Origin of the sequence: Sanguibacter sp. Z1732, assembly GCF_051020515.1 — a bacterium.
GTDB lineage: Bacteria > Actinomycetota > Actinomycetes > Actinomycetales > Beutenbergiaceae > CALKWS01.
Map to the genome: position 1 here is coordinate 2,480,045 of NZ_CP194857.1, position 25,900 is coordinate 2,505,944.

Annotated in this window: 25 protein-coding genes and 2 pseudogenes; 10 read left to right on the forward strand and 17 right to left on the reverse strand. The window is 71.8% G+C overall.

Annotation, left to right across the window (positions count from 1 at the left end):
* The first annotated feature begins 91 nt into the window (after window positions 1-91).
* Window positions 92-1,117, forward strand: coding sequence for an L-idonate 5-dehydrogenase (locus ACRRRO_RS13165; protein WP_434080389.1), 1,026 nt, complete (start codon window positions 92-94; stop codon window positions 1,115-1,117).
* A gap of 4 nt (window positions 1,118-1,121) precedes the next feature.
* On the opposite strand, the gene ACRRRO_RS13170 is transcribed toward ACRRRO_RS13165, so the two are convergent.
* Together ACRRRO_RS13170 and ACRRRO_RS13175 are read right to left on the reverse strand one after the other, a co-directional pair.
* Window positions 1,122-1,502 carry an MMPL family transporter gene (locus tag ACRRRO_RS13170; protein ID WP_434081585.1) on the reverse strand — a complete coding sequence of 127 codons (381 nt, stop codon included), beginning with the start codon at window positions 1,500-1,502 and terminating at the stop codon, window positions 1,122-1,124.
* Between the two features lie 154 nt (window positions 1,503-1,656).
* A pseudogene (locus ACRRRO_RS13175) lies at window positions 1,657-3,573 on the reverse strand (MMPL family transporter); the annotation flags it as partial.
* A 59-nt stretch (window positions 3,574-3,632) separates the two neighbouring features.
* On the opposite strand from ACRRRO_RS13175, the gene ACRRRO_RS13180 reads away from it, so the two are divergent.
* Window positions 3,633-4,190: a TetR/AcrR family transcriptional regulator gene (locus tag ACRRRO_RS13180; protein ID WP_424788663.1), complete on the forward strand. Its 558-nt coding sequence runs from the start codon at window positions 3,633-3,635 to the stop codon at window positions 4,188-4,190.
* Here ACRRRO_RS13180 and ACRRRO_RS13185 read toward each other — a convergent pair.
* The 7 genes from ACRRRO_RS13185 to ACRRRO_RS13215 all read right to left on the reverse strand — a co-directional run bounded on the left by ACRRRO_RS13185 (window position 4,187) and on the right by ACRRRO_RS13215 (window position 7,194).
* Window positions 4,187-4,510 (reverse strand): 4a-hydroxytetrahydrobiopterin dehydratase, encoded by a 324-nt coding sequence (locus ACRRRO_RS13185; RefSeq protein ID WP_424788662.1) that lies wholly within the window; start codon window positions 4,508-4,510, stop codon window positions 4,187-4,189. The genes ACRRRO_RS13180 and ACRRRO_RS13185 overlap by 4 nt on opposite strands.
* Window positions 4,511-4,629: 119 nt before the next feature.
* Window positions 4,630-5,070, reverse strand: a complete 441-nt coding sequence (locus ACRRRO_RS13190; protein WP_434080390.1) for a hypothetical protein — start codon at window positions 5,068-5,070, stop codon at window positions 4,630-4,632.
* Window positions 5,022-5,210: a hypothetical protein gene (locus tag ACRRRO_RS13195; RefSeq protein WP_434080391.1), complete on the reverse strand. Its 189-nt coding sequence runs from the start codon at window positions 5,208-5,210 to the stop codon at window positions 5,022-5,024. The genes ACRRRO_RS13190 and ACRRRO_RS13195 overlap by 49 nt, the downstream gene beginning before the upstream one ends.
* The gene (locus ACRRRO_RS13200) at window positions 5,207-5,527 is read right to left on the reverse strand and encodes a hypothetical protein (RefSeq protein ID WP_434080392.1); all 321 of its coding nucleotides are present in this window, start codon (window positions 5,525-5,527) and stop codon (window positions 5,207-5,209) included. Before ACRRRO_RS13200 ends, ACRRRO_RS13195 begins: the two co-directional genes overlap by 4 nt.
* Window positions 5,524-5,916, reverse strand: coding sequence for a TIGR03089 family protein (locus ACRRRO_RS13205; protein ID WP_434080393.1), 393 nt, complete (start codon window positions 5,914-5,916; stop codon window positions 5,524-5,526). Before ACRRRO_RS13205 ends, ACRRRO_RS13200 begins: the two co-directional genes overlap by 4 nt.
* Window positions 5,917-5,944: 28 nt before the next feature.
* The gene (locus tag ACRRRO_RS13210) at window positions 5,945-6,175 is read right to left on the reverse strand and encodes a hypothetical protein (protein ID WP_434080394.1); all 231 of its coding nucleotides are present in this window, start codon (window positions 6,173-6,175) and stop codon (window positions 5,945-5,947) included.
* Window positions 6,103-7,194 carry an alanine racemase gene (locus tag ACRRRO_RS13215; RefSeq protein WP_434080395.1) on the reverse strand — a complete coding sequence of 364 codons (1,092 nt, stop codon included), beginning with the start codon at window positions 7,192-7,194 and terminating at the stop codon, window positions 6,103-6,105. Before ACRRRO_RS13215 ends, ACRRRO_RS13210 begins: the two co-directional genes overlap by 73 nt.
* A 233-nt stretch (window positions 7,195-7,427) precedes the next feature.
* Here ACRRRO_RS13215 and ACRRRO_RS13220 point away from each other — a divergent pair, with 233 nt between their 5' ends.
* From ACRRRO_RS13220 to ACRRRO_RS13230, 3 genes are read left to right on the forward strand one after another with little or no spacing between them, the layout of a single operon-like run.
* Entirely contained in the window at window positions 7,428-7,715 is a 288-nt protein-coding gene (locus ACRRRO_RS13220) for a WhiB family transcriptional regulator (protein WP_424788658.1), read from the forward strand.
* Between the two features lie 27 nt (window positions 7,716-7,742).
* Window positions 7,743-11,456, forward strand: a complete 3,714-nt coding sequence (locus tag ACRRRO_RS13225; RefSeq protein WP_424796698.1) for a glycosyltransferase family 2 protein — start codon at window positions 7,743-7,745, stop codon at window positions 11,454-11,456.
* Between the two features lies 1 nt (window position 11,457).
* Complete coding sequence (locus ACRRRO_RS13230; RefSeq protein ID WP_434080396.1) at window positions 11,458-13,023, forward strand: DUF5719 family protein; 1,566 nt, start codon at window positions 11,458-11,460, stop codon at window positions 13,021-13,023.
* A 6-nt stretch (window positions 13,024-13,029) separates the two neighbouring features.
* On the opposite strand, the gene ACRRRO_RS13235 is transcribed toward ACRRRO_RS13230, so the two are convergent.
* Window positions 13,030-13,500 carry a metallopeptidase family protein gene (locus ACRRRO_RS13235; RefSeq protein WP_424790044.1) on the reverse strand — a complete coding sequence of 157 codons (471 nt, stop codon included), beginning with the start codon at window positions 13,498-13,500 and terminating at the stop codon, window positions 13,030-13,032.
* 94 nt (window positions 13,501-13,594) lie between these two features.
* On the opposite strand from ACRRRO_RS13235, the gene ACRRRO_RS13240 reads away from it, so the two are divergent.
* From ACRRRO_RS13240 to ACRRRO_RS13250, 3 genes are all read left to right on the forward strand, one after another.
* Window positions 13,595-13,996 carry a DUF3499 domain-containing protein gene (locus tag ACRRRO_RS13240; RefSeq protein ID WP_424788654.1) on the forward strand — a complete coding sequence of 134 codons (402 nt, stop codon included), beginning with the start codon at window positions 13,595-13,597 and terminating at the stop codon, window positions 13,994-13,996.
* Between the two features lie 89 nt (window positions 13,997-14,085).
* Window positions 14,086-15,552, forward strand: a complete 1,467-nt coding sequence (locus tag ACRRRO_RS13245) for a phosphomannomutase/phosphoglucomutase (RefSeq protein ID WP_434080397.1) — start codon at window positions 14,086-14,088, stop codon at window positions 15,550-15,552.
* Entirely contained in the window at window positions 15,549-15,749 is a 201-nt protein-coding gene (locus ACRRRO_RS13250; protein ID WP_424796701.1) for a Trm112 family protein, read from the forward strand. Before ACRRRO_RS13245 ends, ACRRRO_RS13250 begins: the two co-directional genes overlap by 4 nt.
* 18 nt (window positions 15,750-15,767) lie before the next feature.
* Here the strand turns inward: ACRRRO_RS13250 and ACRRRO_RS13255 are convergent, their stop codons facing one another.
* Window positions 15,768-16,931, reverse strand: a complete 1,164-nt coding sequence (locus ACRRRO_RS13255; protein WP_424796702.1) for a MalY/PatB family protein — start codon at window positions 16,929-16,931, stop codon at window positions 15,768-15,770.
* A 115-nt stretch (window positions 16,932-17,046) separates the two neighbouring features.
* Between ACRRRO_RS13255 and ahcY the strand changes: the two genes are divergently transcribed.
* A complete protein-coding gene (gene ahcY, locus ACRRRO_RS13260; RefSeq protein WP_424796703.1) occupies window positions 17,047-18,525 on the forward strand; it encodes an adenosylhomocysteinase in 1,479 nt (492 codons plus the stop codon).
* Between the two features lie 32 nt (window positions 18,526-18,557).
* Here ahcY and ACRRRO_RS13265 read toward each other — a convergent pair whose 3' ends face one another.
* Window positions 18,558-19,394 (reverse strand): RDD family protein, encoded by an 837-nt coding sequence (locus tag ACRRRO_RS13265; RefSeq protein WP_424796704.1) that lies wholly within the window; start codon window positions 19,392-19,394, stop codon window positions 18,558-18,560.
* A gap of 19 nt (window positions 19,395-19,413) precedes the next feature.
* Here ACRRRO_RS13265 and ACRRRO_RS13270 point away from each other — a divergent pair, with 19 nt between their 5' ends.
* A complete protein-coding gene (locus tag ACRRRO_RS13270; protein ID WP_434080398.1) occupies window positions 19,414-20,412 on the forward strand; it encodes a stage II sporulation protein M in 999 nt (332 codons plus the stop codon).
* Between the two features lie 25 nt (window positions 20,413-20,437).
* Here the strand turns inward: ACRRRO_RS13270 and ACRRRO_RS13275 are convergent.
* The 5 genes and pseudogenes from ACRRRO_RS13275 to ACRRRO_RS13295 form a co-directional block, all read right to left on the reverse strand.
* Window positions 20,438-21,732: pseudogene (locus tag ACRRRO_RS13275) on the reverse strand (DUF58 domain-containing protein).
* Entirely contained in the window at window positions 21,732-22,868 is a 1,137-nt protein-coding gene (locus tag ACRRRO_RS13280; protein ID WP_424796706.1) for an AAA family ATPase, read from the reverse strand. Before ACRRRO_RS13280 ends, ACRRRO_RS13275 begins: the two are co-directional and overlap by 1 nt.
* Complete coding sequence (locus tag ACRRRO_RS13285; protein WP_424796707.1) at window positions 22,865-23,983, reverse strand: DUF4350 domain-containing protein; 1,119 nt, start codon at window positions 23,981-23,983, stop codon at window positions 22,865-22,867. Before ACRRRO_RS13285 ends, ACRRRO_RS13280 begins: the two co-directional genes overlap by 4 nt.
* Window positions 23,980-24,657, reverse strand: a complete 678-nt coding sequence (locus ACRRRO_RS13290; protein WP_424796708.1) for a DUF4129 domain-containing protein — start codon at window positions 24,655-24,657, stop codon at window positions 23,980-23,982. The genes ACRRRO_RS13285 and ACRRRO_RS13290 overlap by 4 nt, the downstream gene beginning before the upstream one ends.
* Window positions 24,657-25,877 carry a DUF7544 domain-containing protein gene (locus ACRRRO_RS13295; RefSeq protein ID WP_424796709.1) on the reverse strand — a complete coding sequence of 407 codons (1,221 nt, stop codon included), beginning with the start codon at window positions 25,875-25,877 and terminating at the stop codon, window positions 24,657-24,659. Before ACRRRO_RS13295 ends, ACRRRO_RS13290 begins: the two co-directional genes overlap by 1 nt.
* Window positions 25,878-25,900 lie beyond the last annotated feature (23 nt).

The following is a 25,900-nucleotide window of genomic DNA, read 5'->3' on the forward strand; positions in this document are numbered from 1 at the left end:
ATCGTCATCTCCGTCGTCGGACTCGGATTCGTGGTGCTGCTCAGGCTGGTGGTCTAGTGGTGCCTATGAGCGCGGAGAAAGGAGAGCCGACATGAAGGCAGTAGTGATCCACGGCGCCGGTGACCTGCGGGTGCAGGAACGTGAGGTTCCCACCCCTGGCACCGGGCAGGTGCTGGTCGCGATGGAGTTCGGGGGTATCTGCGGCTCGGACCTGGCCTACTACGCCCACGGCACCTCCGGCACCGCCATCCTGCGCACGCCGATGATCCTGGGTCACGAGGTGGCCGGACGGATCGCGCAGGCCGGGGCCGGTGTGAGCGGCCTGACGGAGGGCACAGCGGTGACGATGCATCCGGCCCGGTATGGCCCCGGGCCACTGGCGCCGCACCTGGGGGAGCGGACCAACCTGCACCACGATGTGCGCTACCTGGGATCGGCAGCGCCCACCCCGCACCAGGACGGAGCCTTCGCCCAGTACGTGCTGGCCGAAGCCGGCCAGATCCGGGTGCTGCCCCCGGGGGTGAGCACCCGGCACGGCGCGGTGGCCGAACCCTACTTCGGCGTGGCCCTGCACGCGGTGCATCGCGCGGGCTCGGTGCAGGGACAGGATGTGCTGGTCAACGGGGTCGGACCGATCGGGGCGCTGTGCGTCGCGGCAGCCAGGGCACGGGGCGCGGCCAGCGTCACCGCGGCGGACATCGCACCGGCCGCGTTGCAGATCGCGGCCGAGTTGGGAGCCGATCACACCGTCAACGTCGCCGCGGGGGAGGAGCTGCCCGCCGATGTGCCGGTGGTCATCGAGGCCAGTGGCGCCGCGGCCGCCCTCGGCCCGGTATTGGCGGCGGTGGCCCGCGGCGGTGTGGTGGTGCAAGTGGGGAACCTGCCGCTGACCGACCGCCCGGCGGTGCTGGGTAACCTGGTCACCCGGGAGGTGGAGTGGCGCGGTTCCTACCGATTCGTCGATGAGATCACCGACGCCGTGGCACTGCTGGCTGGCCAGGTGGACGTCGAACCGCTCCTGACCCACACCTTCAGCCTTGATCAGGCCCGGCTCGCCTTCGATACCGCCGCCGACCCCGGAAGTGGCGCAGGGAAGGTGCTGCTCGACCTGGGGTGAACCCTCAGGCGTCGGCGAGTTCGCGCTCCCGGGTGCGGGTGCGTTGCAGCGCTGCGCCCTCGACATCCATGTTCGGGGAGATCCGGTCCAGCCAGGCCGGCATCCACCACGCGGCCCGGCCGAGCAGGTGCATGGCCGCGGGGATGATCAGCATCCGCACCACGAACGCGTCGAACAGCACCCCCACGGCCAGGGCGAAGCCCATCGGGCGCACCATGGTGATCTGGGAGAAGGCGAACCCGCCGAAGACCGCGACCATGATCAACGCAGCGACGCTGACCACCACCCGGCCGTTGTGGAACCCTGCGGTCACCGCCCGGCGGGCAGGGGTGCCGTGGGCGTAGGCCTCCCGCATCCCGGAAACCATGAACAACTGGTAGTCCATCGCCAGCCCGAACAGCACGCCGGTGAGCAGCAACGGCAGGAAGTTCAGCAGCGGCGGGGGTGTGCACGCCGAAGGCTTCCCCGAACCAACCCCACTGGAAGACCGCGGTGGTGGCCCCGAGGGCGGCGAACAGTGACAACCCCAGTCCCAGCGCGGTCAGCACCGGTACCAGGATGGAACGGAACACCCCGATCAGGATCACCACCGACAGGCCGAAGACCACCAGAACGTACACCGGCAGGGCGTCGGCGAGCTGGTCGGAGATGTCGATGTTGCCCGAGGCCAGCCCCGCCACCCCCAACTCGGTGCCGTCGACCAACGGCGAGGCCGCGCGCAGATCACGCACCAGCGCCTCGGTGGACTCACTGGAGGGGCCTTCGATCGGGATCACTTGGAAGGCCATGAAGTCACGGCCGGCGGAGGTGCCCACCGGCGCCACCGCCGCGACGTCGGCGCGCCCGGCCAGCACCGTGGCCAGATCGAGTTGGACCTGCAGTTCCTCGTCCTCGGCTACCGGCTCGTGCAGATCGGCAGTGACCACCAGTGGCCCGTTCTGTCCCTCGCCGAAGGCCTGGGCGGTGATCGTGAAGGCTTGGTACTGGGTGTTGTCCTGCGGTTCGGAGGAGCCATCGGGCAGTCCCAGACGCATCGAGGTGGCCGGGATCGCCAGCACCGCCAGCGCGGCGACGCCGATGACCACCGTGGCCACGGCACGCAGGGTGCCCATCGGCTCGGTGCTGCGCGTGGGGACCGCACCGTTGGCAGCCCGTTCGCGTGCCTTGCGGGACCACACCCCGGACCCGATCAGACCCAGCACGGCCGGGGTGAAGGTGATGGCCACCGGCACGGCGACGACGATGCAGATCGCAGCGACCACGCCCATCACGGCCAGGAACTCGATCCCGGTGATCGCCAGCGCCAGCAGCGCGATCATCGTGGTCAGGCCGGCGAACACCACAGCGGTGCCCGCCGTGCCGTTGGCCAGTCCGATCGACTCGCGCACGTCCATCCCCTCACGCACCTGCCGGCGGTGGCGGTAGATGATGAACAGGGAGTAGTCGATGCCCACGGCCAGGCCCAGCATCAGCCCGAGCACCGGGGTGACGGTGGTCATCTCCACCGTGCCGGAGAAGGCCATCGACCCGCCCACCCCCACGCCCACGCCGACCAGTGAGGCCAGCACCGGCAGCATCGCCGGGCGCAGCGCGCGGAACACCAGGATCAGGACCAGTGCGGCGCCGATCACCCCGATGATCTCCCCGGCCCCGATCAGGCCGTCGATCGAAGCGGCGATCTCGGCGCCGTACTCCACCTGGACACCTGGCAGGTCAGCGGCGTCCAGGACGTCCATGACCTCCTGCTTGACCTCTTCGGGCACGGAGAAGACGTCGTCGTCGAACAGCACCGTGGCAAGCGCCACGGACTCGTCTTCGGAGACGGTCCGGATGTCCTCGGCCAGGGCCGCCAGGTCAGCGGCCAGGTCGAGTTGCTCCGACTGTTCCTCCAGGGTGACCAGCTGGGCGGAGACCTCGTCCAGCTCGGCCTCCATGGGGCGATCTCCTGCTCCGGTGCACCCACGGCCCGGGCCTGCTCCAGGCCCGCGGTGAGCCCTTCCTGCGCCTCGAGCAACTGCGGCCGGTTCTCCTCGATCTCGGCCAGGCCCTCGGCGAGTTCGGCGTCCTGCGCGGCCCGCTCCTGCTGTGCTTCGAAGGGGTCGATGACCTCGGGGATCTGCTCTACCTGCTCCACCTGGTCCAAGGCGGAACTGATGTGCTCGCGCTGGTCGCCGGTGAACTTCGCGGCGCCGGTGGTGTGGAAGACCACGGTGCCGCCGGTGGCACTGGAGTCCAGTTGGTCCTCCAGGTGCTCGTTCACCCGTTCGGTCTCGGTCCCGGGGATGGAGAACTGCGCTGCCAGGGTGCCACCGAACATCAGGAAGCCGCCGACGGCGAGCGCGAGCAGCAGCGCCCAGGCCGTGATCACACGGCCGGCGCGGCCCGCGGACCATTGTCCGACCCGATAGAGCAACGTGGCCACGGCGATCCTTCCGATAGGGGCAGGGCCGCCCCATTGCACCACACCCGTCGCATAACCAACAAGTGTTGTTTATCACGTCGGTGAGGTGGCACAATGAGCACCATGGACCCCCGCATCGCCCGCACTCGTAGTTCGCTGCGCCAAGCCCTGCTCGGGTTGGCCCGTGGACGCGACTTCGAGGAGATCTCGGTGGCCGACATCGCCGAGAGCGCGGGCATCAACCGCAGTACGTTCTACCAGCACTACGCGGACAAGAGCGAGTTGCTGGTGGACGTGCTCGATGCCATCACCTCCGACCTGCTCACCCAGGTCAGCGCCGACCTCGAGCCCGAGGAGGCCTACCAGGTGCTGGTGCGCTACATGGAGCACGTGCGCGACAACATCGCCCTGTACCGGCAGATCTTCTCCGAGGCAGTCGCCGCCGGAGTGCCGATCCGGATCCGCGAGCGCCTGGAGGGCTTGCTGCTCACACGCGCAGCCGGCTCAGAACTCGGTGGCCTGCCTCTGCCGATCGCCGCCGCCTCGATCACCGGATCGGCCGTCGCGATCATTGCCACCTGGGTGCGCTCCAGCGAGCCGGGCAGCGCCGAGCAGGTCGCCGGATGGATCTGGCAGATGGTGGATCTGCATGGGGCGATCCCGCGGGACTAGTCGCTGCCCACGTCCCGGGGTGCCGCCACGACACCCTCGCGCTCGGCCAGGTCGCTGATCTGGCGGGCCATCAGCACGTCCCGTTCGGTCAGTCCACCCACGTCGTGGCTGGTCAGGGCCACATCTAGGTGCGGGTAGCGCAGGTCCAGGTCGGGATGATGGTCAGCGGCCTCGGCCGCATGCCCGATCAGGTTCAACAACCGCAGCCCGGTCGCGAAGTCCCCGGTGCGCCATCGGGTGCGCAGCATCTGGTCCTCGATGACCCAGTCCACCAGGCCCTTGGCCCGTACGTCGGCTTCGGACAACTTCTCCGTTGACATCTGGCCTCCTCACAACTCCGGTGTGTTCAACCTACCCCGTTGTGTTGGGGGCCCGGCACGGCGGCCCCGGCCCCGCTATCGGACCCTGCGCGCCACGCGTGACCGCCCCGCGCACCCCGCTACCGAGCCGCCCGCGCCCACCGGCCCCAGGGCGAGACCACCTCGAAGGCTCCGCCGGGGCCTGCGGCCAGTTCGCAGTGGTCCGGCATGTTCAGGCGCGCCCACGCGTCGGCGTCCGGGGGCGCGCCCACCAGCGCTGCCACCAGCAGCGTGAAGGCGGTGCCGTGCCCCACCAGCACGCATGCGGGGTGGGTGCTCGACTCCAGCGCGGCCAGGGCGCCGTCGACGATCCGCATCGTCGCCTCCACCCGCGGTTCCCAGGTGGCACCGGACGGTGCTTTCCCGGTGGTGAGGTAGTCCCGGGTGGCGGCGCGGAACTCCGCGGCAGGCAGCAGCGCGCCGTCCCGGGCCACCTCGGCCAGCGCGGGCAGCACCTGCACCGGCTCCCCGGTCAGCAGCGCGGCACTCTGACGGGCCTTGGGCTCGGCGAGGTGAACCAACTGGCCGCGGTGGGCAGCGCCCCGGCGCCGAGCAGCGGCCCGACGTCGGCGCCGGCTGCCAGTTCCCACTGCCGGGGCGGGGCGGCTTCGGTGATCCGGGGCCGGGCGTGGCGGACCAGGTGCAACCGGTCGGTGATCATCGCCCCTGGTCCTGCGGACCCTGGTCCTGTGGGCCCTGGTCCCGCGTACCGTGGTGGTGCGCCACCTCGGCGCCCTCGACGCGCGCCAGGTGAGCGGCGTCGGCACCCGCATCGGCCACGAGCACCACCGAGGCGCCACCGAGCAGCATCACCAGCACCCGGGCCACCATCTGCTCAGGGGCCAGGTCCGCCACCGGTACCAGCACCCGCTCGGGACCGGACCAGGCCGGCCCCGCCACCGCACCGAGGTCTGCTGCGTCGGTGGGCGTCAGCAACTGATCCGGGTAGGTCATCAGGTCCGCGGCGCCGTCGATCACCCCGTCCGGCAGGTCGCCGTCGAAGGCATCGCCAGCGCAGGCAGCGCCACCGCGATCACCGCAGGCCCGCCCGGGGCGTCCTGGGGTCGCTCGGTGACGATCACGTCGTCGTCCGGCCGTCCCGGGCGCAGGTGCGCCTGCGCCCCGGTCAACCATGCGCCGAGGGACCACACCAGCGCCCGCCAGTGCACCGGCAGGTCGATGGCCACCATGGTGGAGGGCTCGGCATCGGCCTCCTCGGTGAGCAGGTTCGCCACCTTGATCACCCAGTTGGCCAGCACGCGTCCTGACAGTTCCACCCGCTCGGCACCGGGGCCGTACCAGGTCAGTCGCGGTTGGGCACCCTCCGGGCCCTGCCAGGAGGCGATCAGATCGGACACGTCGGCCATACAGCACACCCTACGCGCGCCGCAGCGCTCAGAATTCGGTGTGGACCAGGCCGACCACGCGGTGCTCGCGCAGCAGGGGAAGGGTGGGCCATTTGTCGAAACTGGTGCATGGGTGGGAGATGCCGAACTCGATCACCTCACCCACCTGCACCGCGTCGTCGGTGTGCAGGAACAGGTGCTGGTCGTTCAACCGGGTGGTGGTTCCGGACAGGTCCCGGGCGTTGCCCGCGCCGGAGGAGCTGCCGGTGGCGGCGTGCACCCGCAGGGGGATCGGCAGGTCGGCGTCGAACGGGGGGCGTCGCGCCGCCCCGCGCCGCACAGCACCAGACCCGGTTCGGGCACTGAGAGCACCTGCGCCCACAGTCGCAGCGCCGGCCGCAACCGAGCCGGTTCGCGCATCCGCGACCATGGGTCGGAGCGGGCGTAGATGCCGTGGTCGTGGCTGAGGTAGGCCCCTGAGCGCACCACCACCCGATGTCGCGCGGTCACGTCGGCATGGGCGAGCACCGACTCCACCACGTCCAGGTAGGCGCTCCCGCCCACGCTCAGCACCGGCGCCTCGACCGGGACTTCCTCGGCGACGGCGTCGGCGGCCTGCAGCAGCCCGGTGCAGAATTCGCCCACTGCCGCCAGGGCGCCGGCATCGGTGCCCTTGGCCACACTGCCCTCGTAGCCGCTCACCCCGACCACGCGCAGCCCGGCCGCCTCGGCCGCCCGGGCCAGCGCGGTCACCTCGGCGAGGGTGCGCGCCCCGGTGCGGCCACCGGGATGGCCGCACTCGATCAGCACCCCGACCCGCTCGCGCACCTGCGGGGCGGCCAGGTGCGCCGCGAGCAGGTCCACGCCGGCGTGGCTGTCGGCATAGAGCCACACCTGCAGGTCCTCATCGCCCTCGGCGCCGATCGCCTGCTCGGCCAGCCAGGCCAGTTCACGGGCGTCGGTGAGTTGGTTGGCCAGCAGGATGTGCTCGGTTCCCCAGGCGCGGACCTTGCGCAACTGGTCGGCGGTGGCCACGGTGGCGCCCCAGGCTCCGGCCTCATGCTGACGCTCCCACAGTCCGGCGGACATGTGCGTCTTCACGTGCGGTGCGAGGTCGAAGCCGTGGCGGGCGCAGAAATCGGCCATCGTGGTCACGTTGTGGGTCAGTGCCGACTCATCCAGCGTCATCACCGGCCAGGAGAACGGGCCGGTGAAAAGGTCCGGGCGCTCGGTGGCCACGGTGGTCTCGAACCGGGCCGGGGTGGTGCCGGCGGGCACATGCAGACCTTTGATTCCCATCGACTCACGGTAGCGTGCACCGTTGGCGGGCCGGCATCGAAGGTGCGCCGATCCGGGTGCGGACCGCGGCATATCAGCAACCGCCGACCCTCGCAATATCACGCCCGGGCTTGACTCCAGCGGATAACACGCGTGTAATTTACCCAAGACGGCGGCAGTGTCGCCTCACCGCATCTGAGATTGGGGAAAGCATCGTGTGGAATATCTTGGGAGAGGGGCCACTGACGGACGGGATGTCCGCGGCGGGTCCAGCGCCCCGCCCCGATGCCCCCTTGCTCCTGGACTCCTTCGACGACGACGGAGCGCTCGGCTGGCAGGAGCGGGCGCTGTGCGCCCAGACCGACCCGGAGGCCTTCTTCCCCGAGAAGGGCGGATCCACCCGGGAAGCCAAGCGCGTGTGTGTCTCCTGCGAGGTGCGCGCGGAGTGCCTGGAGTACGCGCTGGCCAATGACGAGCGGTTCGGCATCTGGGGTGGCCTGTCCGAACGCGAGCGCCGAAAGCTCAAGCGTCGCGCGATCTGACCATGCTGCCTCACCCCCACCTGCCGAATGGTCGCTGACGCCCCCGACGCCTGCGCCGTCGTCGTCGGCACCACTGATTCCCCCTACCTGCCGCACACGCTGAGGGCCTTGGCGACCCAGACGCACCCGCCCGAGCGGGTGCTGTGGGCGGTGCTGGACGACGACGAGGCCGCCCCGGACGTCCTGCCTGCCGACGCCGAGGAGGTACTGGCCGAGGCCGGGTTCGGCCCGGACCGGCCCGCGCAGGTCGCCCCCCAGGGCGTACAGACCGTGCGTGCACCGGCCGGCGCCGGATTCGGCGAGGCGGTCGATGCCGCGCTGGATGCCCTGACCGGCGGCGACCACGAGGGTGATGCCCCGGCGTGGCTGTGGCTGCTGCACGACGACAGCGCCCCCGACCCGGCCGCCCTGGATCACCTGCTCGCCGCGGTGGACGCCGCCAGTTCGGTGGGCGTGGCCGGGGTGAAGCAGGTGGACTGGGACGAACCGGACCGGTTGGTCTCGGTCGGAGTGGGCCAGACAGTGGACGGACAGCGCTACACCGGCATCGAGGACGGGGAGATCGACCAGGGCCAGCACGACGGGCGCGAGGACGTCTACTCCGTGGGCACCGCCGGAATGCTGATCCGTACCCGGACCTGGCGCCGGCTCGGCGGCCCGGACCCGGCGCTGGGGGTCTTCGGCGATGGGGCCGATCTGAGCCGGCGGACCCGCCTGGCCGGCCAGCGGGTGGTGGTGGTGCCCGCCGCCCGGGTCCGGCACGCCCGCGCCGGCTGGCACGGCCTGCGCACCACCTCCGGGGCCCGCACCCGCGAACCCCATGCGCCTGACCCGCGGCGCTCCTTCCGGGCCCGGCGCACCGCGCAACTGCACTCCTGGCTGGTACGCGCCCCGCTGCTCACCCTGCCCCTGGTAGCGCTTGCGGCACTGGTGCTGGCCCCGTTGCGGGCGCTGTGGCGGGTGGCCTCCAACGAACTGGCCCTGGCCGCCGAGGAGTTGCGGGCCGCGGCGGTGGCGCTGGTACGACCGGTTGCGGTGATGCGGGCCCGGCGCAGGGCCGCCCGCACCCGCGAGGTCTCCACGCGCCGGCTGGCCCCGCTGCAGGCCACCTGGGGGCAGCTCTGGCAGGCGCGGCGCAACCGACGCCTCCAGGCCGCCGCGGAACAGCGGGCGGCCCGGGCACCCAGCGAACTGGAGATGACCGAGCGCGCCGCAGTGGCCCGGCGCCGCCGGCTCACCTTCGGTGCGCTCGCATCGGTCACCACCGCGGTGGCGCTGGTGACCCTGGCCCCGGTGGTGGTGGCCGGGCCGCTGATCGGCGGCGCGCTGTTGCCGGTGGACGTCGGTTTCGTCGACCTGTGGCGTGCCGCGCTCGGCGCGTGGCTGACCACCGGTGATGGCTACGCGGGCCCACCGGATACGTTCCTGGCGGTGCTGGGTGTGCTCTCCGCCCTGACCGGGGGATGGGCCGGCGCTTCACCGGGGGTGAGCGTGGCGCTGGTGCTGCTGCTGGCGATGCCGCTGGCGGCGACCTTCGCCTGGTTCGCCGCCGGTGCGGCAAGCCGCTCGGTGCTGGTGCGGGCCTGGGCGGCCGGGGTCTGGGCCTTCGGTCCGCCGCTGCTGCTGGGCCTGGGACAAGGCCGCCTGGGCGCGGTCCTGGCGCACCTGATGCTGCCCCTGATGGCCCTGGGCATCGCCCGTGCCCTCGGGGTGGACCGGCGCGATGTGGTGATCTCGGGCATGGTCGGTGCCCAACGGGTCTCCCGGCGCCGTTCGGTGACTGCGGGGCGCTCGGCCCGGGAGGCCAAACGGGCGCGGCTGGCCGCACTGGCCGCCGTCGGGCAGTCCGAGCGGGACGACACCTTCGCCGACCTGGAACCGATCCGCTCCAACACCGCTGAGCAGGTCGAACCGACCGAGCGAGCCGAGGCGGTCGAGTCGGCAGCGCCGGCCGAGGGTGCCGGGCCGCAAGCCGGTACCGACCCTGGTGAGACCGGCGACGCCGAGCCGCAGGGCGCCCCGCCGGCTGCCGAGGGCGAGAGCCGGGTGGAGCGGGCCACGGTGGTCTCCCGGACCTCCCGGGCACCCTCGATGGCCGCCGCGGCCGCAGCCGGGCTGGCTTTCGCCGTCGCCGTCGCTGGTGCCCCGGTGCTGCTACCGGCTGGACTGACGGCCTTGATCGTGCTCGCGCTGGTCCTGGGCCGCCGCCGACACCTGGCGGCCGGGCGGGCCCGGTTGATCGTCGTCGCACTGCCTGCGGTCGTGGTGCTCGGACCGGTCTGGACCTACGCGATCCGAACCTGGGCCGACGGCGGCTGGCGCGTGCTGCTCGCCGACCCCGGGGCACCGCTGGCCGCCGACCCCGGGCCCGCGTGGCTGACCCTGCTGGGCTGGCCGGCCCTGCCCCACGTGGACGGTGACCTCGGGGCGGTCCTGGGCTCCCAGGTGCTGCCGCTGGTGGCGACCGGTGCGCTGCTCGTGGCAGCACTACTGGCGCTGCTGCGGGGCGGGCAGCGCGGCCGGGCGGTGCGGATCGGCTGGCTGATCAGCGCGATCGGGCTGGCCACCGCGCTGGCCTCCAGCCGCACCGTGGTGGCGCTGGGTCGCTCGCACGAGCCCGGTGCCGGCCCCGACGAACTCGTCACCGGCTGGGCCGGTCCGGGGACCTCGCTGGTCTTGCTCGGGCTCCTGCTCGCTACCGGTGTTGCCCTGGACGGGTTGCAGGGCGCCCTGGCCGGCCGGACTTTCGGCTGGCGCCAGATCAGCGCCGCCGTGGTGACCGTGCTGCTGGTCGCCGGCCTGGTGGTCTCGGCCGCCTCCTGGACCACCACCGTGGTGGCCGAACGTGGGCAGCAGACACCCGAGGCCGGCCAAACCGAGCAGACGCGGGCGGTGTACCTCACCGGGCGTGGCCCGGATCCGGTGCCGGCGCTCGGCCGCACCCTGCAGGCTCCCGAACAGGGCGCGCGGGTGCTGGCCCTGACCGCCACACCGGAAGGCATCGACGCCCAGTTGTGGCGCGGCAACGGCCCCCAGCTCACCGAGACCGCCACCGTGCTCGGCCTGGGTCGGGCCCTGGCCCGGACCGACTCCGGCGGCGAAGGGGACGGGGAACCGGACCAGGCTGATGCCCACCTGTTGTCGCTGGTGGCGGACCTGGCCACCGGGTCGGTCGGAGCCGCCGGTGAGCGGTTGGCGCAGCACGCCGTGGCCGTGGTGATCGTGCCCATCGCCGGATCGGTCGCCACCGGGGTGCCGGACGCGGACGAATCGGCCCGGGCCCGGTTGATCGCCCGCCTGGACGCGGTGCTGGGCCTGGAACGGGTCACCGAGAACCCGGCCGGAGTCATCTGGCGGGTCAGTGCCGGACCGGGCAGCACCGATACCGCGATCGCCCGCGGACAGGTACGTGACGAGGAGGGCACCCTGGTCACCAACCTCGACTTCGCCCACGACAGCGGTTCCGCACGACTGAGCCCGGAGGGCACCGGGCGCACCGTGGTGCTGGCCGAACGTTCCTCGCCGGCGTGGCGTGCTGAGATCGACGGCCGTCCGCTGCGCGCAGTGGCGGACTCCTCCTGGCGCCAGGCCTTCCTGATTCCCGACGACGCCGCCGGGGAACTGACCGTGACCTACCGCCCGAGCCTGCACACCCCATGGCACGTCGTGACCGGAGTGGTGCTGGGATTGACCGTGCTGCTGGCTCTGCCCACCCGACGTCGACGCCCGGAGGAGGTCTGAGATGGCCGCCGAGGTTCCCCGGCCCCGGATCAGTCCCGGGCTGCGCCGCACCCTTCGTGGCCTGGTCTCGGCGCTGACCGCGATCGCGGTGGTGCTGATCACCGGCGCGGTCCTGGCCTCGGGGCTGCTCAACCCCGCACCAGCGCCCCAGGCGGTGCCGGCCCGGCAGGTGGACATCGGTGCTGGCCCGCTGACGCTGGTCTGCCCGGACGCACCTGTGTCCAGCACCGGTGAGGCCGGCGCCGACATCGACTACGACGCCGAGTTCAGCACCGACACCGAGCAGAGCCGGACCAGGGCCGAGACGGTGGTGACCCAGCCGGACGGGGCCGCCGCCGGCACCGCCACGCTCACCGAACTGGGTGAGGCCGGCCAGGACCTCAGCGCCGGCACCGACGGTCTCGTCGGCACCCTGGATCAGACCACCGACGCCGCGGTGCTACGGGCCGAGCCCGCCGAGGAACGGACGCCACTGGGTGCGGCAACCGCGGTGGTGCGAGCCGAGTCCGGTGACCTGCGCGGCCTCAGCGCGGCGGCCTGCCTGCCCCCCTCCTCCACCCAGTGGCTGGTTGGTGGGATGACGAAACTGGGGTCCTCGGCGGCACGGCTGTTGCTGACCAACGCAGGGCAGACCCCGGTGACGGCCAACGTAGAGGTCTGGGGCGAACTCGGGCCTCTGGAGTCCGGTGCCCAGATCCTGGTACCGCCGGACGAGTCGCGTTCGCTGCTGCTGGAGACGCTGTCCCTGGAGGAACGCCTGGCGGTACGGATCACCGCCGACGGCGGGCAGATCGCGGCCGCGATCCAGGACAGCGCTCTGTCCGGCGTGGTCCCGGCCGGCACCGACGTGGTCACCACGACCGCGGACCCCGCTACCCGGATCAACATCGGGCCAGTGCACGTCGGCGAGGCCGAGGTGACCGATCACCCCCCGGTGCTCCGCCTGGTCAATCCCTCCCGGACCCAGGCCAGCGTCTCGGTGGACCTGTTCACCGAGTCCGGTCCGATCGTGCTCCCCGGCGCCCAGGACCAGGTCCTGGAACCGGGCACGGTCACCGATGTCTCCCTCGCCGGGATCGACCCGGGCGCACTGTCGGTGCAGGTCATCTCCGAAGTCCCGGTGACCGGGTCGGTGCTGCGCACCGTGGTGGGCGAGGCCGGGGAACTGGACCCGGACGAGCCGGTCCGGGATCGCGCCTGGATCGCCGCACAGCCGGCCCCGGAGCGCGGGGTCCTGGCGGTGCCGGGAGAACTGGCCGATACGGTCGCGGTGGTGCTGGCCAACCCGCTGCCGCGGGCCCAGCAGGTGCGCCTGACCCCGATCACCCGCGACGGCACGCGCGGGGAGGTGACCACCGTGGAGGTCGAGGCGGGTTCAGCCACGGTAGTCGATCCCGACCAGGTGGCCCTGGATGAGGTGATCGCCCTGGAGATCAGCGGGGAGTCCGTGCTGGCCACCGCGATGGTGCGGGCCGAAGCCCCGGACGGGCCGATGCTGTCCATGCTCAACCTCACCCCCGACGCCGCCGCCGAGCAGCAGGTGCAGGTCCGCTTGGGAGCCTCCTGAGCGCCGCTAGAGTCCCGGATCTATCTGGTCGGGGTCCAGCCCCCGCAGGTGTGCCACCTGTTCGACCAGCACGTGCCGCAGTAGGTCCGGGACCTCGGCCCAGCCGCGGCACCGGCTCTCGATGGGGCGCCGGTACACCACCACGCGGTCGGTCAGCCCGGCGGCAGCATCAGCGGGGAAGCACCGTCCCAGCGACACCGCGCCGGCCTCCCACGGTGCCGGCGCCGAGGGTGGGACGTCCTCGACGGCGAATTCCACCCCGTGCAGGACATCGCCCAGGTGGTGCTCCAAGTGAGCCACCGCGCGCAGCAACAGTGCGTCGAAACGCTGTGCGCCCGTGCGCGCGCCCGGGACCGTGGGCGGCAGCAGCGGGCCGCGCAGACCCCGGCCGCGCCGGTCCCGGCGCCGGCCGGTACGCCGGGACGGCAGCACCGTGGTGCTCAGGTCCCGGCCGGCCGGCTGCGGGGTTGTGCTCATGCCCACAGGGTGCCAGAGCCCGACCACCCCGGCCCAGCCTCCGCGCGGCGTGGGATGCCACTCCCGCGGCCGACGGAGGGTACCGTGGTCTCCTGTGAGAGCGACCCGTCAGTGCACCCGGTCCACCTGCACCTCCCCGGCGGTGGCCACGCTGACCTATGTCTACGCCGACTCCACCGCCGTGCTGGGGCCGCTGGCCACGCACGCCGAACCGCACTGCTACGACCTGTGCCTGACCCACGCCGAGCGGCTCACCGTTCCGCAGGGCTGGGACGTGGTCCAACTCGCCACGGAGTTCGAGCCGGCCCCGCCCAGTGACGACGATCTGCTCGCCCTGGCCAACGCCGTCCGGGAGGCCTCGCGCGCTCCCGCGCCCAGCAGCCTGCCGGCCGCGCGCACCGCCGGCGTACCGGCACCGGTGACCCAGCCCCGTCCCGAGCCCACGTCCGGGCGGCGCGGTCACCTGCGGGTGATCCGCGGGGACCAGCAGGACTGATCGGCCGGAACCGTGACGGGAGTCCCCGGGCGTCGGCCGACGCCGGGCACACCGATGGCCGCGAGCCGGTACCAGGTAGGCTGACCCGGGTGAAGGATCTGAGCGCCATCGTCAAGGCCAACGACATCCGAGGGTTGGTTCCGGACCAGTTCGGTCCCGACGTCGCCCGCGCCCTGGGTGCGGCCGTGGCGGACCTGCTCACCGGGTCCGGGGCCGCTCACACCGTGGTGGCGGTGGGACAGGACATGCGCGAGACCTCCCCGCAACTTGCCGGGGCCTTCGCCGACGGCGTCACCTGGCGGGGGCTGGACGTGATCCATCTCGGTCTGTGCTCGACCGACATGCTCTACTACGTCTCCGGTTCCGAGGGCATCGCCGGGGCGATGTTCACCGCCAGTCACAACCCGGCCGACTACAACGGGATCAAACTGTGCCTGCCCGGAGCGCGGCCGCTGGGCGTCGACACCGGCCTGGCCGACGTGCAACATGCCGCCGAGGCCTACCTGGACCAGGGCATCCCGGCTGCGCCCGAACGGGGCAGCGCCGGTCAGCGCGACGACGCCCTCGCCGACTATGCCGCCTACCTGCGCTCGCTGGTGGACCTGAGCCGGATCCGGCCCCTGAAGGTGGTGGTCGACGCCGGCAACGGTATGGCGGGCCTGACGGCCGCGGCGGTGCTGGGCACCGAGGCCGGTCTGGCCGACCTCGGCCTGGACCTGGTGGTGATGTTCGCCGAACTCGACGGCAGTTTCCCCAACCACGAGCCCAACCCACTGGTGCCGGCGAACCTGGTGGACCTGCAGGCCGCGGTGATAGCCGAGCAGGCCGACATCGGTCTGGCTTTCGACGGCGACGCCGACCGGTGCTTCGTGATCGACGAGCGCGGCGGGGCGGTGAGCCCCTCGGCGATCACCACCATGGTGGCGTTGCAGGAGGTGGCCAAGGACAAGGCCGACGGTGGCCACGGCACCATCATCCACAACCTCATCACCTCGCGGGCGGTCCCGGAGTACGTCGCGGCCGCTGGCGGTCGGGCGGTGCGCACCCGGGTGGGCCACGCGTTCATCAAGGAGCAGATGGCCGCCCAGAACGCCGTCTTCGGTGGCGAACACAGTGCCCACTACTACTTCCGGGACTTCTTCTACGCCGACACCGGGATGCTCGCGGCACTGCACGTGCTCGGGGTAGTGGGCAGCCCTGAGCAGTCGATGACGCTGTCCGAACTGGCTGAGGTGCACACCCCCTATGTGGCCTCGGGGGAACTGAACTCCCGGGTCGAGGATGTGACCACGGCCCTGGAGACGGTTCGCGCCCTGTTCGCCGAGGACATCGCCGCCGGCATCGTGCATACCGATGACCTGGACGGCCTGTTGGTCAGCCACTGGCACCAGAGCCCGCGTTGGTGGTTCAACCTCCGGCCCTCCAACACCGAGGCGCTGCTGCGCCTGAACGTGGAGGCCGAGGACGACGACATCATGATCAAGATTCGCGACGGCGTGCTCGGGGCCCTGGGTGCTCGGTTGCCCACCGACGTGGATGAGGAAGGACCGCGATGAGCCGATCCGAAGAGCCCTCTGTCGATCCGGGATTGCTGGAGGTGCTGCGCTGCCCGGTGACCGGGGCGCGCCTCGACCTGCGCCAGGTGGACGGCGAGACCGTCCTGGTCAGTACCGACGAGGCGAACCCGCTGATCTACCCGGTCCGCGACGGTGTGCCGGTGCTGCTGGCCGAGGAGGGCCGGCCCGCGCGCTGAGGCGGCCCAGCCTCGGGCTCACCCACCGTGCTCGGCGACCGCGTTCCCGAGACGGGTGATGCCCTCGGTGAGCAGCGGGCGTGGGGTGGCGAAGTTGTAGCGGATGAAGCCCGCGCCGACCTCTCCGCAGTGGGCGCCGTCGGTGACCACCACCCCGGCGTGGCGCCGGAAGAACGCCCCGGCCCGCTCGGGGGTCCCGGTCTCCCGCACGTCGATCCAGCCCAGGTACGTCCCCTCCGGCGGGGTGTACCGGGCCCCCGGCAGGTGTTCGGCGAGGAGGTCGCCCAGCAGGTGGCGGCTGCCGTCCAGATAGGCCAGCACCTGCTCCAACCAGGGCACGCCGCGGGAGTAGGCGGCGGTGGCGGCGACGATGCCCAGGTTGGCCGCCCCGGTGCCCACCACCTCCCCGACCCGACTCCACACGTCCCGGTCGGCATCGTTGCTCAGCACGATCTGAGCCGCCTTGAGGCCGGGCAGGTTCCACGCCTTGGAGGTGGAGGTGGCGGTGATCGTGTGCGCCGCGGTCTGCTCCGACAGGGTGGCGTAGGGAATGTGCCGGTGCGGGGCGTACACCATCGGGGCATGGATCTCATCGGAGAACACCCGCCCGCCGTGACGCTGCACCACCTCGGCCACCCCGAGCATCTCCGATTCGGTCAGCACCCGCCCGATCGGGTTGTGCGGGTTGCACAGCACCAGCAGGTGCCCGCCGGCCGCGAATGCGGCGTCCAGGGCGTCCAGGTCGTAGATGTACCGCTCGCCGTCGCGGGCCATCGGCACCTGGATGATCGGGCGCTCGTACACCTGCGGGATGGTCAGGAACGGCATGTACGCCGGGGTGGGCACGATGATGGGGGAGTCGGGGCGGGACAGGTAGCGGATCGCCGCGCCGAGGCCGGTGAGCACGTCCGGGATAGGGTGCACGTCCGCAGGGTCGACCTGCCATCCGTAGCGGTCGGCGGCGAAGTCGGCGTAGGCGCCGGCCATCGCCTGCAGCGGTGCCGGGAAGTGGTAGCCGAAGGCCCCCCCATCCACCGCTTCGTGCAGGGCCGCGGTGATCGGTTCGGCGATGCCGAAGTCCATCTCGGCGATGAACGCCCCGATCGTGTCGGGGAACCGGGACCACTTGGCCCCGCCGACGTGACGCAGGTGCTCGGCCGTGATCGAGTCGAAATCAATCATGGCGGCAACGGTACTGGGCCGGACCGCACACCGGTGCCACCGTGACCCTCGGCCCGCGGGTCGGGACGGCGCTGAACGAGCGCGCATCGCCTGCCTCCGGCTAGGCTCCAGGGTTATGAGCTTCGATACCGAACCCGGTGCGTACAAGGTCCGCGATCTCGGCCTGGCCACCTCAGGCCGGCACCAGATCCGCCTGGCCGAGCACGAGATGCCCGGCCTGATGGCCCTGCGGGAGGAGTTCGGTGATACCCAACCGCTCGCGGGGCAGCGCATCACCGGCTCACTGCACATGACCGTGCAGACGGCGGTGCTGATCGAGACGCTGACCGCGTTGGGCGCGCAGGTGCGCTGGGCCTCCTGCAACATCTTCTCCACCCAGGACGAGGCGGCAGCCGCCGTCGTCGTCGGACCGCACGGGAGTCCCGAGGACCCCCAGGGCGTGCCGGTGTTCGCCTGGAAGGGGGAGACCCTCGCTGAGTACTGGGAGGCTCTCGATGAGACCTTCAGGTGGCCCGGGCATGGGGGTCCGACCCTGATCCTGGACGACGGCGGGGATGCCACCGTGATGCTGCACGAGGGGGTCAAGGCCGAGCGCGCCGGAGCCGTGCCGGCCGACCCCCTGCCCGGCGAGGCCGGCTACTCGGCGGAGAAGTTGGCGTTCCTGGCCCAGTTGCGCACCAGCCTGGCCGCCGACACCACCCGGTGGACCAGGGCGGCCGAGCAGATCCTCGGCGTCAGCGAGGAGACCACCACCGGCGTCAACCGGTTGTACCAGTTGCACGCCGCCGGGGAACTGGCGTTCCCGGCGATCAACGTCAACGACGCCGTCACCAAGTCCAAGTTCGACAACCGCTACGGCATCCGGCACTCCCTGCCCGATGGGTTGAACCGGGCCACCGATATCCTCATCGGCGGCAAGGTGGCGGTGGTGTGCGGCTACGGGGACGTGGGCAAGGGGGCGGCCGACGCGTTGCGCGGACAGGGTGCCCGGGTGCTCATCACCGAGATCGACCCGATCTGCGCGATGCAGGCGGCCATGGACGGCTACCAGGTGGTGCGCCTGGAGGACGTGCTCGGGCAGGCGGACTTCTTCATCACCGCGACCGGGAACTTCAACGTCATCACCGCCGAGCACCTGAGCGCGATGAAGGACAAGGCGGTGGTGGGCAACGTCGGCCACTTCGACAACGAGATCGACGTGGCCGGCCTCGCCGAACTCCCCGGGGTGGAGTGTGTGGAGATCAAGCCGCAGGTGCATGAGTGGGTCTTCACCGACGATCCGGAGAACCCCCGCAAGTCGGTGATCGTGCTCTCCGAGGGCCGGTTGCTGAACCTGGGCAACGCCACCGGGCACCCCTCGTTCGTGATGAGCGCCTCCTTCACCAACCAGGTGATGGCCCAGATGGACCTGGCCGATCCGGCCAGCGAGTACGAGGTGGGTGTGCACGTGCTGCCCAAGGCGCTGGACGAGAAGGTGGCCCGGCTGCACCTGGAAGCCCTCGGCGCGGAGTTGAGTGAGCTGACCAAGGAACAGGCCGAGTACATCGACGTGGACGTGGCCGGACCCTACAAGCCCGAGCACTACCGGTACTGACCACGGTCCCCGGCCTGCGACAGCGGGCCGGGTCAGTCGGCGTCGGGGATGCCGTAGGGCAGTACTCGGGCGCGCCGGGCCTCCTCCTGTTCGCGCTGGGCCACGGCCAGCCCGGCCAGGTACTCGGTGTCGCGGCGAGCCACCAGGACCGCGGCGACGAACCGCTCGGGGTCGGTACCCCACGGTGGCGGCGGCGCCACGTACGGTTCCAGCGCCGCGGCGAATGCGCGGCCGACGTCGGCGCGCACGTTCGGGTGCAGCTCGCCGGTCCGGGACAGGTAGATCCGGGCGTACAGGGCCAGGGAATCGGGTAGCCGGCGGATGTCGGCGATCTCGGCCCAGGACCGCAGTTCCGGGGGCATCAGTAAGGGGGCGGTGGCCACCTCGGTGTCGCGTACGCGCAGTGAGTAGGTCCCCGCCACCATGTCACCCAGACGTTTGGAGCGTGGGTGCACCATCGAACTGATCAGCGCGACCGAGCCCAGCGAGAGCCAGATCTCACCGATCCCGGTCAGGGAACGGATGAACGCGTGCCGGAACCGCACCGGGCCGCCGTCGTCACGCACGATCCGCAGGCCCACCGCCAACCGTCCGGCGGACAGGCCCCGGGTGAACGTCTCGGTCAGGCACGGTAGCAGCACCATCATCACGGCGATAGCCACGATCGTGAGAGTGCTCATCTGGGCGGGGTTGGCGCTGAACCGGCCGGCCAGCATCAACACCCCGATGCCGATGCTGAGGTAGACGATCGCATCGATCACCCCGGACATGAGCCGGCTCAGCGCCGAGGCCGGCGCCAGGTCCAGGGGGACCGCCTCGCCGGTGATGACGCGATTGAGGCTCTCGGTGGGGGAAGCGGCCGTGGTCATGTGTGGCAGGGTAACGGGTGTGGATGTGGACGCCTTCGTCGCCCTGAACGCACCTCGCTGGGCGCGGCTGCGGGCACTACTGCGCCGGCGCAGGCTCACCGGTGCCGAGGTCGATGAGTTGGTCACCCACTACCAGACCACCGCGACGCATCTGTCCCAACTTCGCTCCAGCGCCCCGGACCCGGCGCTGATCTCCCGGCTGTCCACCCTGCTGGCGCGGGCTCGCGGGGTGATCGGTGGGTCCCACGAGTTGTCGCCGGCCGATGTGGTGCGGTTCGTGGCGATCTCCCTGCCCGCCGCGTTCTACCGGGTGCGGTGGTGGACGCTGGCCGCCGGGGCGGTGTTCATCGGCCTGGGGCTCGTCCAGGCCTGGTGGCTGCTCACGGTGCCGGAGGCGATGGCGCAGGTCGGGACCCCGAGCATGCGGCGCACGTACGCCGAGGAGGCGTTCGCCGCCTACTACTCCAACTACCCGGCCCCGGACTTCGCCGCCCAGGTGTGGACCAACAACGCCTGGATCAGTGCCCAGGCGATCGGGTTGGGTGTCACCGGGATATTCCCGGCCTATGTGCTGGTGGTCAATGCGCTGAACGTGGGTGTGGCCGGAGCGATCATGGCCGAGCACGACGGTCTCGGGGAGTTCTTCGGGCTGATCCTGCCGCACGGCCTGATGATGGAACTGACGGCGGTGTTCGTCGCCGTGGGAACCGGGCTGAAATTGTTCTGGAGCTGGGTCGCCCCGGGCCAGCGAACCCGCGCGCGTGCCCTGGTCGAGGAGGGCCGGGCGCTGATCACGGTGGTGATCGGCCTGGTCGTGGTGATGGGGGTGAGCGGCGTCGTGGAGGGGTTCGTGACGCCTTCGGGCCTGCCCGGTGGAGTCAAGATCACCATCGGTGCGGTGGTGCTGGCCGCCTACTGGGCCTATACCTTCGCCCTGGGCCGGCGCGCGGTGGCCGATGGGGAGACCGGGGACATGCGCGCCGAACTCGTCGAGGACACCGTCGCCACCGTGGGGTGAGGCAGCGGCCGACGGCGCCGGACGCTCACAGTTTCCCGGCTGCCTTCAGCGCCAGGTAGGTGTCGGCCAGGGCCGGCGGGAGGTCCTCCGGGGCGCGACGCACCACCTGGGCACCGGTGCGCTGGAGACGCTGGGCGAGGGCGCCGCGTTCCAGTTCGGCGCGCTCGGCCGCGGCCGCATCGAAGAGTTCGGCCGTGCTTTCCCGGCTCCGGCGCATCCGCTGGGCCACCGGGTCCTCGGCTGACGCCAGCACCACCTGGTGGTCGCGCGCCACCGCCGCCACCACCGAGACCAGCCCGGACTCGATCGCGCCCGGCTCCAGCCCGGTCAGGATCACCACCAGGGCCCGCTGGCTGAGGCGGTCCCGGATCTCCTGGGCCACCACCGCCCAGTCCGGCTCCACCAGTTCGGGGGTGAGCGTGGCGAGCTCCTGCGCCAGAGCGGACATCAGCGCCGGGCCCTCGACACCGCGCACCCTGGTGTGCACCGTCCGGTCCATCGCGACCAGGTCTACCCGGTCCCCGGCCTTGGCGGCCAGGGCCGCCAGCAGCAGCGTCGCCTCGATACCGGCCTCCAGGCGGGGCGCCTCGCCCAGACGGGCAGCGGACAGACGGGAGGTGTCCAGCACGATCAGGACCCTCCGGTCCCGTTCCGGCCGCCAGGTGCGCACCACCACCTCGGCCCGGCGGGCGCTGGCGCGCCAGTCGATGGCACGCACGTCGTCGCCGATCACGTACTCCCGCAGGGAGTCGAACTCGGTGCCCTGCCCGCGGACGTTCACGGCGGCGCGCCCGTCCATCTCGCGCAGCCGGGCCAGGCGGGAGGGGAGGTGGCGGCGCGCGGAGAACTCCGGCAGCACCCGCAACAACCCGGGTACGTCGGTACTGCGCTGACGGGCCGCCAGCCCGAACGGACCGTAGGAGCGCACGGTCACCGCGGCGGCGCTCATGTCGCCGCGTCGCCATGGGCGCAGCGTGGTGCGGATGCGCCGCACCTGGTCGGCGCCGAGGGTGAGGCGGTGCCGGTTGGTGCCGGTGCCGGCGCTGGGCTGCCAGGCGTCGCGCACCAGGGCGCGCAGGGTGCGGGGGGAGGTGTTGTGCAGGCGCAACCGGCTGGCTGTCTCCTCGGTGTGACGCACCGTGGGGATCGGCGCGCCCGTTCGATCCGGACGTCGCGCACCGGTGCGGCCAGTGCCAGATCGGAGCCGACCAGGGCGGCCACCAGCACCAGCCAGGTGGCCACGGTGAGCCAGCTCGGCAGCAGCAGCACCGGGATCAGGCCCAGAGCCAGCAGGCCCACCGCCCGGCCGGTGAGCACCATCAGCGCGGGACCGGGACCGAAGCCAGGACCCCGTCCAAGACCGACTCGGCGCTGATTCCCTCCAGTTCGGACTCAGCACGCAGTTGCACCCGGTGCCGCAGCGTGGCGTGCGCCAGTGCCTTGACGTCATCGGGGGTAACGTAGTCGCGCCCGGACAGCCACGCCCAGGCCCGAGAGGTGGCCAGCAGGGCGGTCGCCCCCCGCGGGGACACCCCGAGCGACAGGGACGGTGAAGTGCGGGTGGCCCGGCACAGGTCCACGATGTAGCCGAGCACCTCCGGACCGACCTGCACCGCGCGGGTCTGTTCCCGCGCCTTCGTCAGGGACTCGCCATCGGCCACCGCCCGCACGCCCGCGGCGGCCAGGTCGCGGGGATCGAAGTCGTGCGCGTGCCGGAACAGCACCTCCACCTCCTCGGCCCGCTCGGGCAACGGCAGCAGCAGTTTCAGCAGGAACCGGTCCAGTTGCGCCTCCGGCAGCGGGTAGGTGCCCTCGTACTCCACCGGGTTCTGGGTGGCGATCACCATGAAGGGTTCGGGCAGAACCCGCGCTTGCCCGTCCACCGTTACCTGGCGTTCCTCCATCGCTTCCAGTAGCGCGGCCTGGGTCTTGGGCGGCGTACGGTTGATCTCATCGGCGAGGAGCAGATTGGTGAAGACCGGTCCGGCGCGGAAGGAGAACTCCGCCGTGCGAGCGTCGTAGACCAGCGACCCGGTGATGTCACCCGGCATCAGGTCCGGTGTGAACTGCACGCGCTTCATCTCCAGGTCCAGGCTTGCCCCCAGGGTGCGCACCAGCAGGGTCTTGGCCACCCCCGGCACGCCTTCGAGCAGGACGTGCCCGCGGCACAGCAGCCCGATCACCAGCCCGGTGACGGTCGCGTCCTGGCCGACCACGGCCTTGCCGACCTCGCTGCGCAGGGACGCCAGTGCCGTCCGGGCCGCAGAGTCCTGCCCGGACTGCCCGGCCCGGCCGAACGGTGCGGATGGCGCGGCCGGTGCGGGCTGGTCGGGAGGAGGGGGTGGCCCGGCTGGCCCGGGCCCGGCTGGTGCGGGCGGGACGGAGGCCTGGCCGGCCGGGGGAGGTGGACCCGCCGGTTGGTGCCCGCCCGGGAGGTAGGGGTCCGGGTTGGTCATCGTCGATGAACCTCGCTCTCCATGGTGTCCAGTGCCTCGGCCAGTGCGGCCAGGGATGCTTCGTCGTGCGGTGGTGGTCCGTAGAGCACCGAGTCGATCTGGTCGGGGGTGCGTCCGGTGGCCCGCGAGATTGTCAGGACCACGTCATCACGCTGAGCCCACCTGGCCAGCCCGAGTTTCCCGGAGACCCGGGCCACGGTACCGGCCCGAAGGGCGGTTCCGGCGTGGGCATGGGTCTTGTTGCGCCGGTACAGGCGGCCACGGCCCCGGGTGGTCTCGGCGGCCCGGACCGCCACCGGCAACGGTTCGCTGATCACCGGACCCAGCCGGCGCCCGCGCCAGAGGATCAGCGCCAGCGCCAACACCGCGTACATCGCCAGCATCGGTGGGCGCAGCAGCGGCAGCATGGTGGCCGCAGCCAGATCCTCCTCACCGAAGTCGTCGCCCGGGGACGGCACGTACCAGGTCAGGTGCGGGTAGTGGCCCAGGGAGCGCAGCACCAATGCGGCGTTGCCGTGCTCGGCCAAGGCGTCGTTGCGCAGGATCTCCGGGGTGCTGAGCACCCGCCAGGTTGCTCCGTCCTGGATCCAGGCGGCGTACCTGCCGGTCTCGGGAGTGTCCCCGAAGCACAGCTCCACGCCGTCGCCACCGGTGACCTGCGGGCCACCGGCGCCGATGCGATCTGCGGCCCGGGCGTGCTCGTCCCCGCACTGGGCCTCATGCACGTCCCGGGTGCCACCGGCGTGGTGGCCGACCCGCTCGGTAAGCCGGTCGATCTGCGGACCGGTCCCGGCCAGCACCACGTCCCCGGGGGCCTGGGCCAGGGCCTCCTGCTGCTCGGGACGCAGCCGGTGGGCGTTCACGATCAGCAGGGTGCCGTCCTCGCGGGCATCGGCCAACGCCGCCGACGTGGTGCGCACGTACCGGACGTGCACCCCCTGGTCGCCGAGGATCTGGGCAGCGGCCCGCGCCCCATCGGCATTCGGGTTGTTCGGGGCGTAGGCCACCGAGGAGGACGCCGAGGGGCTGATCCAGGCCAGTGCGGCAATCAGGGTGATGGCACCGGCAATGCCGAGACCCCAGGTCAGGCCGGTGCGGGTCCGGCTCGTTCTCACCGGACCACCGACCAGCCCCGGTCGGGACCGGCGCCGGAGGACCGCTCCGGGCGGGTGCGGGCGATCCGCTCATCCAGGTCCCGCAGCCAGGCGTCCTGCTCGGAGCCGGGCACGGCCGAGCCGTAGCGGACAGCGTCGAAGAGCTCTCCGGCGGCACGCAACGCTCCGGCCTGGTCGCCGAAGGCGGCGCCGGCCTGCTCGGCGGCCTCGTGCGCGGTGCGCCCCAGCCGGTCGGTCAGGATGTCCCGCTCGTCCAACCCGCGCACCACGGCGCGGAAGCGTTCCAGTACTGCGAGCGCGTAGTCACCCCGCTCCGATGCCGCGGCCGCAGCCGTCCGGAGCGCATCGGCGCTGCGTTCGTCGTCGTCGAGCACCTGGGTGCTGGGGCCGGTGACGCGGCGCAACTGACGCCGTCGGACGGGCCCGCCGAGCACCATCGCGACCGCAACCACCGCAGCCACCAGCACCAGCACCAGGACCGGCATCAGCACCGCGCCGGCCCCGCCCAGGTTCAGCAGGGCCTCCCAGCGTTCCGCGAGCCACTCCAGGATCCGGTCGAGCACGCCCGGTCCCTGGTCGTACACGGACTTGGCCAACTCCTCCTCGGCCCAGCGCCGGGCCTCCTGCTCGGAGGGGTCAAGAGGTGGCCCCATCGGCCGGAGGGCAGGGCGCATCAAGACTCCTGAGCCGCCCGCGCCAGTTCCACATCCAGCCCTTCGGTGCGGATCCGCATGTCGATGTACAGCAGCGCCACCACGGCCGCCAGCACCGGCGTGGTCAGCCAGTTCGCCACCACGCCGCCCAGGATGCTCAGGCCGAACGCGACCGGGCCGCCTTCGAAGATGTTGCCGACCTGGTCGAACGGCCAGGACACGGCGAACCCCAGGATCGCCGCCAGGATGGTGGTGAGCAGGTAGATGCCCAGCACCCGCCAGAATGCGCGCCTGGCCAGTCCGAATCCGCGGCGCAGGGCGGTGCCGATGCCGGCTCGTTCAAGGATCAGGGCCGGGGTGGCCAGCACGGTGAAGGTCAGGACCGTGGCGGTCCCGCCCAGCATGATCGCCAGCATCGCCAACACCCCGAGCAGGATGACACCCGCGGACCCGCTGGGCAGGCTGAGGGCGAAGACGACCGCTCCCAGCACTATCACGCCCGCCACGAGCAGCCCCACGACCACCGAGAGCACCAGCAGTCGCAGGATCTGGGGACGCACCGCCGCCCAGACCTGAGCCAGAGAGGTCCGGCGCCCGATCACCGACTGGCTCACCGCGTGGATGAGCAGCCCGGTCAGGATCGTGGTGCCCAGGAACGCCAGCAGTGCCGAGACCCCGCTGTTCAGGAGTATCGACGTGCCGGACTGGGCGAAGGAGTCGAGGAACGCTTCCGGGTCGGTGGCGGGGTCGATCTGACCGACCAGCCGGTTCATCTCCTCGTAGGAGGCGTAGGTGGTCACGCCCTGGAGGATGCCGAGGGCGAGCACCACGATCGCCGACAGGCCCAGCATCACCGGCAGGTTGGCCCGGATGGCTCGGAAGGCGCCGTCGTAGATCTCCCCCAGGCTCAGGGCCCGTAGCGGAATGATCCCGGGCTGGGCGACCGGGCCGGGGGGCAGCTGGGACCACTGGTCGCCGTGACCGTACTGGCCGTAGCCGCTGCCGGGCTCGGGGTGGTAACCGCCGGGGGGTTGCTGGCCGTACCCGCTGCCGGGTTGCTGGCCGTAGCCGCCGGGGGGTTGCTGGCCGTACCCGCCGGGTTGCTGGCCGTACCCGCCGGGTTGCTGGCCGTACCCGGGCTGGGGTGAGCCATAACCACTCCCGGGTTGCTGGTCGGGGGTTTGCCCGCCCCCGGTCCCGGCTCCCCACGGGTCAGGTGTGTGCTCACCGCGGTCACTCATCAGTGCGGATCTCTCCCTCGGAT

What these genes read in the sequence shown, in the direction of transcription:
- ACRRRO_RS13165 (WP_434080389.1), top strand. Translation starts at nt 92, where the DNA reads ATGAAGGCAGTAGTGATCCACGGCGCCGGTGACCTGCGGGTGCAGGAA.
- ACRRRO_RS13170 (WP_434081585.1), bottom strand. Translation starts at nt 1,502, where the DNA reads ATGGACTACCAGTTGTTCATGGTTTCCGGGATGCGGGAGGCCTACGCC.
- ACRRRO_RS13180 (WP_424788663.1), top strand. Translation starts at nt 3,633, where the DNA reads ATGAGCACCATGGACCCCCGCATCGCCCGCACTCGTAGTTCGCTGCGC.
- ACRRRO_RS13185 (WP_424788662.1), bottom strand. Translation starts at nt 4,510, where the DNA reads ATGTCAACGGAGAAGTTGTCCGAAGCCGACGTACGGGCCAAGGGCCTG.
- ACRRRO_RS13195 (WP_434080391.1), bottom strand. Translation starts at nt 5,210, where the DNA reads ATGATCACCGACCGGTTGCACCTGGTCCGCCACGCCCGGCCCCGGATC.
- ACRRRO_RS13205 (WP_434080393.1), bottom strand. Translation starts at nt 5,916, where the DNA reads ATGGCCGACGTGTCCGATCTGATCGCCTCCTGGCAGGGCCCGGAGGGT.
- ACRRRO_RS13215 (WP_434080395.1), bottom strand. Translation starts at nt 7,194, where the DNA reads ATGGGAATCAAAGGTCTGCATGTGCCCGCCGGCACCACCCCGGCCCGG.
- ACRRRO_RS13220 (WP_424788658.1), top strand. Translation starts at nt 7,428, where the DNA reads ATGTCCGCGGCGGGTCCAGCGCCCCGCCCCGATGCCCCCTTGCTCCTG.
- ACRRRO_RS13225 (WP_424796698.1), top strand. Translation starts at nt 7,743, where the DNA reads ATGGTCGCTGACGCCCCCGACGCCTGCGCCGTCGTCGTCGGCACCACT.
- ACRRRO_RS13230 (WP_434080396.1), top strand. Translation starts at nt 11,458, where the DNA reads ATGGCCGCCGAGGTTCCCCGGCCCCGGATCAGTCCCGGGCTGCGCCGC.
- ACRRRO_RS13235 (WP_424790044.1), bottom strand. Translation starts at nt 13,500, where the DNA reads ATGAGCACAACCCCGCAGCCGGCCGGCCGGGACCTGAGCACCACGGTG.
- ACRRRO_RS13250 (WP_424796701.1), top strand. Translation starts at nt 15,549, where the DNA reads ATGAGCCGATCCGAAGAGCCCTCTGTCGATCCGGGATTGCTGGAGGTG.
- ACRRRO_RS13255 (WP_424796702.1), bottom strand. Translation starts at nt 16,931, where the DNA reads ATGATTGATTTCGACTCGATCACGGCCGAGCACCTGCGTCACGTCGGC.
- ahcY (WP_424796703.1), top strand. Translation starts at nt 17,047, where the DNA reads ATGAGCTTCGATACCGAACCCGGTGCGTACAAGGTCCGCGATCTCGGC.
- ACRRRO_RS13265 (WP_424796704.1), bottom strand. Translation starts at nt 19,394, where the DNA reads ATGACCACGGCCGCTTCCCCCACCGAGAGCCTCAATCGCGTCATCACC.
- ACRRRO_RS13280 (WP_424796706.1), bottom strand. Translation starts at nt 22,868, where the DNA reads ATGACCAACCCGGACCCCTACCTCCCGGGCGGGCACCAACCGGCGGGT.
- ACRRRO_RS13290 (WP_424796708.1), bottom strand. Translation starts at nt 24,657, where the DNA reads ATGCGCCCTGCCCTCCGGCCGATGGGGCCACCTCTTGACCCCTCCGAG.
- ACRRRO_RS13295 (WP_424796709.1), bottom strand. Translation starts at nt 25,877, where the DNA reads ATGAGTGACCGCGGTGAGCACACACCTGACCCGTGGGGAGCCGGGACC.